This window comes from Niastella caeni (assembly GCF_004834005.1).
GTDB lineage: Bacteria > Bacteroidota > Bacteroidia > Chitinophagales > Chitinophagaceae > Niastella > Niastella caeni.
In genome coordinates, this window is record NZ_STFF01000010.1 from 208,871 (window position 1) to 215,683 (window position 6,813).

General features: G+C 44.0%; 5 protein-coding genes. 2 read left to right on the forward strand and 3 right to left on the reverse strand.

All coding sequences use genetic code 11. From position 1 onward, the window contains the following. Positions 1–67: 67 nt before the first annotated feature. Positions 68–937, forward strand: coding sequence for an FHA domain-containing protein (locus tag FAM09_RS26720; RefSeq protein WP_136580230.1), 870 nt, complete (start codon positions 68–70; stop codon positions 935–937). Positions 938–1,099: 162 nt separating this feature from the next. Here the strand turns inward: FAM09_RS26720 and FAM09_RS26725 are convergent, their stop codons facing one another. Continuing rightward, positions 1,100–1,510: a nuclear transport factor 2 family protein gene (locus tag FAM09_RS26725; protein WP_136580231.1), complete on the reverse strand. Its 411-nt coding sequence runs from the start codon at positions 1,508–1,510 to the stop codon at positions 1,100–1,102. A gap of 644 nt (positions 1,511–2,154) precedes the next feature. On the opposite strand from FAM09_RS26725, the gene FAM09_RS26730 reads away from it, so the two are divergent. After that, the gene (locus FAM09_RS26730; protein WP_136580232.1) at positions 2,155–2,583 is read left to right on the forward strand and encodes a response regulator; all 429 of its coding nucleotides are present in this window, start codon (positions 2,155–2,157) and stop codon (positions 2,581–2,583) included. Here FAM09_RS26730 and FAM09_RS26735 read toward each other — a convergent pair. Further along, positions 2,580–3,551 (reverse strand): Gfo/Idh/MocA family protein, encoded by a 972-nt coding sequence (locus tag FAM09_RS26735; RefSeq protein ID WP_136580233.1) that lies wholly within the window; start codon positions 3,549–3,551, stop codon positions 2,580–2,582. The two genes, FAM09_RS26730 and FAM09_RS26735, sit on opposite strands and share 4 nt — an antisense overlap. 215 nt (positions 3,552–3,766) lie before the next feature. Next, positions 3,767–5,125, reverse strand: coding sequence for a DNA/RNA non-specific endonuclease (locus FAM09_RS26740; protein ID WP_136580234.1), 1,359 nt, complete (start codon positions 5,123–5,125; stop codon positions 3,767–3,769). Positions 5,126–6,813 lie beyond the last annotated feature (1,688 nt).

The window sequence follows — 6,813 nt, forward strand, 5'->3', positions numbered from 1 at the left end:
AACCGGTAACTGGTAACAGAGTTGCCATTAAAATAAATAGCGTCAATAACCACCATACATCATTACAATGAAAAAATTCTTTAAACGGTTGCTCAACAACCCTACACCATTTGCGCCGGAACAGAGCGATAACGCACCGGCCGTGCCGCCAACTGGCGGAACGTTGAGCATTCCGGCTACCCGCGCAAAACGGGAAGAGATCATTCGTTTTATCATCAACGGGTTGAAGCCCTATATTGATGAAAAAGCGCACACCATTGCCGGTTTGCGGTTATACATGGTATGCAATAATAAAGAGCTGGAAGAAACGCTGCAGGTGGCGCTGTGCACCGATACGCCCGGTATGTTCCAGAAGGAGCACCTGGAGCGTAAGCTGGTGAATAATTTCATTCAACTGGCCGGTGACTGGTTCTTTGAACAGCACCTGGTGAAAGATAAAGTGCCCGATTATTGTATCACCAATGGCGCCATGGGGCTGGAGGTGATCAGGCGTGGACAGGATTTTGTACAGCAATATTCCATTGCCCGTTTGCAGGTGCTGGTGGGAAAAGCCGAGTTCCCGGAATATGAGCTGAACCCGCAACAACAATTAAAGTTTAACATCGGCAGAACGAAGAACCCGCAATTGTCATCGGGTAAGATCCATACCAACGATATTGTTTTCTGGGGGCAGGGCGAACCGCAGTTTGATGCGCAAACTGCCGCAGCCAATTTGCATGTGAGCCGCAATCATGCTTATATTTTATATAATCCGCAACTGGATAAATTTTTCCTTTTCCCCGATAAGGGCGGGTTGCCTGAAAATGGCAACAAGATCAGGATCTATACAAGTGATGACAAGGTGAAGTCGTTGAATGTGCCGGGCGTTTCGCACGAGTTGCAATCCGGAGATCAGATCGAATTAGGGGGCTGTGCTATTTTAGTGTTTCTGAAGTGATACATTGAAGCAGTTTAGTAGCGAGTAGTAAGCAGCGAGTAACTAGTAGGAAATGCAAAATAAGAATAGTTCGTTTCGAATATAAGCCCTACTTGCTACTCACCACTAGCTACTCGCTTTAATCCTACTACCTCAGAAGATTCATTATTAAAAAGAATCTCCCTACTTTTCCCGCAATGCCCTTGCACACGTTAACGTATCGAAGCAGTCGCGGAAATGAACGATCTGTTCATTTTCATTAAATTCATATATCATAGTCCATACTGTAGAAAAGCGTTTGTTGGTTTTACGGGCCACGGCATTAAAATGACCGGAAGCGATCACCAGGTTGCCATTTTCGAGAATATGTTCTGTAGTAAATTCCGACATGTCAAGCGTGTCTTCCAGTTTGGCAAAGAAATCTTTTATATCTTCCTTACCATGGTAAATGCCGGCAAAAGGAATTTCAGGTTGTCCCATTACTTCCCATACACAATCGCGGCTCAGGGTATCCAGGATGGTATTCAGGTCGCGCCGGTTATAGGCTTCATACAGTTGATTTACTTTCTGACCATAGTGCACTAACGTTTCCATAAACAATTTTTTTTGGGTTATAAAATGGCTTTAATACTTTCAAAGGAGTGCGGATGTTCCTTTGAGAACAGCAGTGATCTTTCATCGAATGGATTGGATTCATTCAGATCAGTAACCAGACTTTGAATAATGCTAGCCTTTAGTTGATGCCCAGGAGGAGGTTATTGTTTTGGATACAACCTATTATGCAGCGGTTCATGGTGTGCGGAGCAATTATGATAAGAGATGGTGGGATAAGATAAAAATAACGGCGATTATAAATATACTACAATTTGTAGGCGGTTCGTGCAAACAGCAGCGGTTTTTTTTGCAGAACATAGCATGTATATTGAATTAAAGATAAAACCTTAACCCCGTACTTTTATGGGCGGGAAAAAAACGGTTTTTGGTTAAAATCCATAAAACTTTTTGATTTTTTCATCTAATAGTTTAACTTACCCTCGATTGAAATTTATAGCCCAAAAGACCGCTTCTGTTTTAACGTTCAAGGTTCTCTCTCTGATTATTAGTATCCTGTACCGGATTAAGAAACACTGTTAGCTGAATGTTTTGCTTTTAGGATGAAAGACCTCTTTAGTTTTTTATTTAAGTAAATACCTCGTGTACTTACCTGATTTGTATTGTTTACTGTTATTATAAAAAAAATGAGTCAAAAACCTTTTATTTTGATTGCGGATGATGACCAGGAAGATCGTTTTTTGATGCATACAGCTTTTGAGGAGATTGGCCTGTCAAGTGATATTTACCTGGTAGAAAATGGCTTGCAGGTATTCTCATACCTCGAAAATTCCATAGCTCAAACAAACATGCCTTCATTAATAGTGCTTGATCTTAACATGCCCATCCTGAATGGCATGGAAACGTTGTCGCGTTTAAAAGCACACAGTCTATATAAAAACATTCCCGTAATTATGTACACTACCTCTGTACATGAGGTAGAAAAAGCAAGATGTTTGGAAATAGGGGCGGTTGATTTTATAAAGAAGCCGGCCCGGTTTCATCAAACCATTTCAACAGCAAAATTCCTGCACGAATCAGCCACGGAAAGCCGGCAATCGGCGCCGAAAGGCTAATGCGATGCAGTCGCAAACACTGCTTCAATGATCTTCATATTGTTGATCGCATCCTGTAACGGGGTGGGCACTGGTGTATTATTTAATATGGATTGCGCAAAGAGATCGCCTTGCAGGGTGTATTGATCTACCGGCTCAAAAATCATTTCTTCCGAACCGTTCTTCGTATGCAACCACAACCGGGTATCCTGGTCAGGCGGTGCATTAAATGGAATTTCTATTTCAACCCGGCCTTCGGTACCGAGTATCTGTACCCGTTGGTATGGCATTAACTGGGTTGAACAAGTGAAAGTGGCTGTACCGGCAGCAAACTCAAGAATGCCCGATGCCAGGGTATCTGTTTGCAGCACGGGATCAATGGTAACATGGCCCTGTACACGAACCGGTTCGCTGTTAAAAAGGAATCGGGCGAGTGAAACGCAATAACAACCAATGTCCATCATGCCGCCGCCGCCCAGGTCTTTTTTATTCCGGATGTTATTGGGGTCGGCATTATAATAAGAAAAGAAAGAATGAATGGTTTTCAATTGACCGATGCGGGCTTCATCGACCAGCTCTTTGGCCAATACCCATTGCGGGTGGAAGCGGTACATAAATGCTTCCATTACTTTAATCTGTGGATTCTGTTGGGCGACCTGTAATAATTGGGTGGCTTCTGCTGATGAAAGGGCTATTGGCTTTTCGCATAATACATGTTTGCCTGCCTGTATGGATTTAATGGACCATTCCACATGCAGGTGGTTGGGCAGGGGAATGTAAACAGCGTCTATTGCGGGGTCGTTCAATAATTCTTCATAGGAACCATATACCGTGGGAATCTTTAACCCGTTGGCCACTTCTTTCGCCTGCTCAGGATTCCTGGATGCTATAGCTGCTATTTCGCAATACCTCCCGCGCTGCATAGCAGGGATCACTTTTTCCCGGGCGATCTTTGCAGTGCTTAATATTCCCCAACGGATTTTTTTCATTATGAGTCCTTTTTATGAAGTAAATGTTCAGGGGTAAAAGTAGGAAAAAGCCGGTTACCGGTTGCCAGTTACCAGTTGCCGGGCTTTTGTTTCAGGATTAATAACTAAAGCGAACCTCAAAATTCAACGACACATACCGTTGAATTTTGAGGTTTTTATTAGTCGTGAGGTTCAAAGTTGAATGAACCGGGAACCTGGTAACCGGTAACTGGTAACTACTGATTATCTACCTGCGCTTCAATTACGCTTTGGATAGAAGCAGACACATTCGACAGCAGGTTATACCCGGTGGCGCTTTCAATGGCATCTACCGAGGTGCGGTATGTTTTCCAGTCGCTGTTCGTAGTATTGATGTTAGGCGTGTTCACGGCAATTACTCGGGTAGAAGTGGTAACCCGGCTCAGGTCGTTTGAACCATTTGCCAAAACAACGATCACTTTCCAGATGCGGTTAGGAACGGTGATGCGGCCATTGTCGATGGTATTAACCGTGCCATTGCTGCCGGTACCACCGGTTCCATAAGAACCCATAATTACAAACACTTCGTTACCGGCTGTAACCAGGGAACGCGTATAGCTTTCCAGGTTATTCCAGGTTTGCTGATTGTTAGTGGGCGCCTGGGGAATCATATTGGTCATTAAGAAGGTAGCTGAGTTAGCGGTCACTGAAGAGGTGCGGTCGGCCGACGGGCAATTATGACCACGGTCGAAGCCACTGCCTGAATAACTGGTGCTTCCCACCTGGTACCAGCCCGATGGCAGGGTAGCATCTGCTCTGAAGTCATCCTGACGGGGGGCGCTGCCCATATCAGATGATTTGATATGCCAGCTTACCCAGTTGGGGGTGCCGCGATCGCGGTGATAAGAAAGCGCATAATAAGTTTTAACCATTAAATAGTTGGTGTAGTTGGAAACATCGGTAGTGGCATTGCTGGGGTTACCCATCAGCATGTTGTCGTCGTCGGTACCGGTACCGCCGCCACCGCCGCCCGATGAGGAGGAAGTGATCACTACATCATCGATATTGATGCGGTTGGCGCCGCCGCCTGTTTTTACGATCGCAAACCGAACGTTGCCGGTGAGGTTAACCGTAAAGGTGGCTGTTTGCAGGGTGGTAGAAGAAGTGGTAATAGTGCTGCCTACTTTAGTGTAGGTGCTGCCGCTATTGGTTGATACGCGCAGTTCCCAGGTACTGCTGCCGTCGGTGCTGAAAGCCGCGTGTTGCACAGTTACGGTAGAAGCGCCATCGGCGAAATTAAAGTTCATGGTAAGGCTACCCGTGTTGCGTATGCGGGCCGACTGGCTGCCGTTCTTTCTATCGGTAGACAGGTTACCGATAAGGGCATCGTTAAAGCTCCACGAACCGGAAGACAAGGTAACGTTGGCGGTAGCATAGGCGGTTTTACTGCCCGATTCAAAATTCTCGCTAAGCGTGGTTGCTTCAGTTTTTGCGGAGGGAGTCGGGTTCTCATTGCCGGTGTTTACAGCGTCTATATTTTTTTTACAGGCTGCAAACAGCAGGGAAATGGACAGGACTCCGGTGAGGAGTCGCAGTTGGTTGTTTGGTTGTGACATATAGTTGGGAATTTAAAAAACGAAGTACGCGCAATATGGCCAGCTATGATTTTAAGTAATTATTACTAATGCAGCCAACTGCAGTACCTCATGATGAACATATATGTCACCGCTTGAAATTATTCCCCCGGTAGTGCACCTTTAATAATTATGCAGAAGATAAGCATTTTTCGTAGAATGGCGCTCGTTAACGTTCTGGTAACGGTTACAACACGTAGACTTTATATACTTATGGCAGTTTTGCGAAATGAATATTGCTGGTGCGGGTGGGCGGTGTAAACGAACTTATTCGTGTAGTAAAATACATCTTGTGTTGGTACAACGATTGTATCGTTTAGGCTAGTTGGTTAAAAGAGGGGCTGGATAGACATCCGCCCCCGTTTTAATCCAAAAATACTCTTTGAAAAACTAGATTACATAATTCAAATTACACGCCAATCACGTAATAAACTAGCTTTTGTATATATAATTCGTAGTAATGTGAATTAATTTCCTCAACAGTGGAAAATAAATTCCTATATGGAGATTCCTGAAATGATAAATTGTCCCGCTTTCGGAAATTTACTGTAGTATAATACAATGACTTTGATGTTGAACACTTTAGTTAACGTTGAACTAAATACGTGTTTCTCCTTAGGTACTTCACCAGGCGATATTTAATGGTCCAGGTTCAGATCCTTCGGTCCATCTTCTGGCCAAACTTCCTGTAACCCGTGTGTAAATTCCTGATGAACCAGTAATGTTGATAAAGCTGCTGAATGAGGAGGATGATCAGCAGGCTTAGGTACAAGTTGCGATCAGCGATGGTAGCGGCTTAGCTCCATCCATTTCAGAGAGCTTGTATGTGCAAGGATGCGTTCCGTATCTTTCGCAATAGGTCAATGCAAAATTAAAAACTATTACAAGGCAAATACTGCTTTAACAACAGGGTTACATGCATGCTTGCATACCGCCTGAAAACCAGGCCCGGAGCGACTTGTGACCCGCCGGGGCATTGACAATTGTCATAAAAACACCCATTTAGTCACGTTGTTTTTGCGTTGGAAACCATATGCAAAATCAGCTGAAATGCTTGCTGCACAAGGGTTTTGCAAATGTTCAGCAAGGTTTGCCATAATAAAACCGTGAAAAACCTGGTTATGCAGGCAATTAAACACGCTGTACTTTTACATCATCAAGAACGGTAGCACGGTAGGAAGTAAAGAAAGAGAAGAGAAGCTACCACGAAGCAAATGCTTCACACCAACCAGATTTTACGTTTTTTTCATATGGCAAGCAATCGTTAGAGGTCAGCTGTTTCTACAGTGGACCTTTTTTCTTTTACCCCCGGCCACCTAAAGGAGAGAAGTTAAGAAAAGCCAATTTTACTATGCCATTGCTTATTGGGGTTCACGGGATCAAGTGAAATTTTTGGGATCAAGTGAAATTGCCTATTGACTCCCCACTGTCCTGTACTGTCCTGCTCCGGTAAAATACAAAGGCATAAAGGCAAGAGGCATAAAGGCAATAAGGCTAACAAACTCAATAACTGAGAACCAGGAACTGAGAACTAAGAACTCTCGGATCATGTTGAATTCTTGGGGGATTTAGGAGAAATTTGTTGTTTTGCAGCCTAATAAAACGGATAAGAAACATTGGAAAAGGATCAGGAAAAAGCATTGTTAGGCTATTTTTTACCATCAGGGACA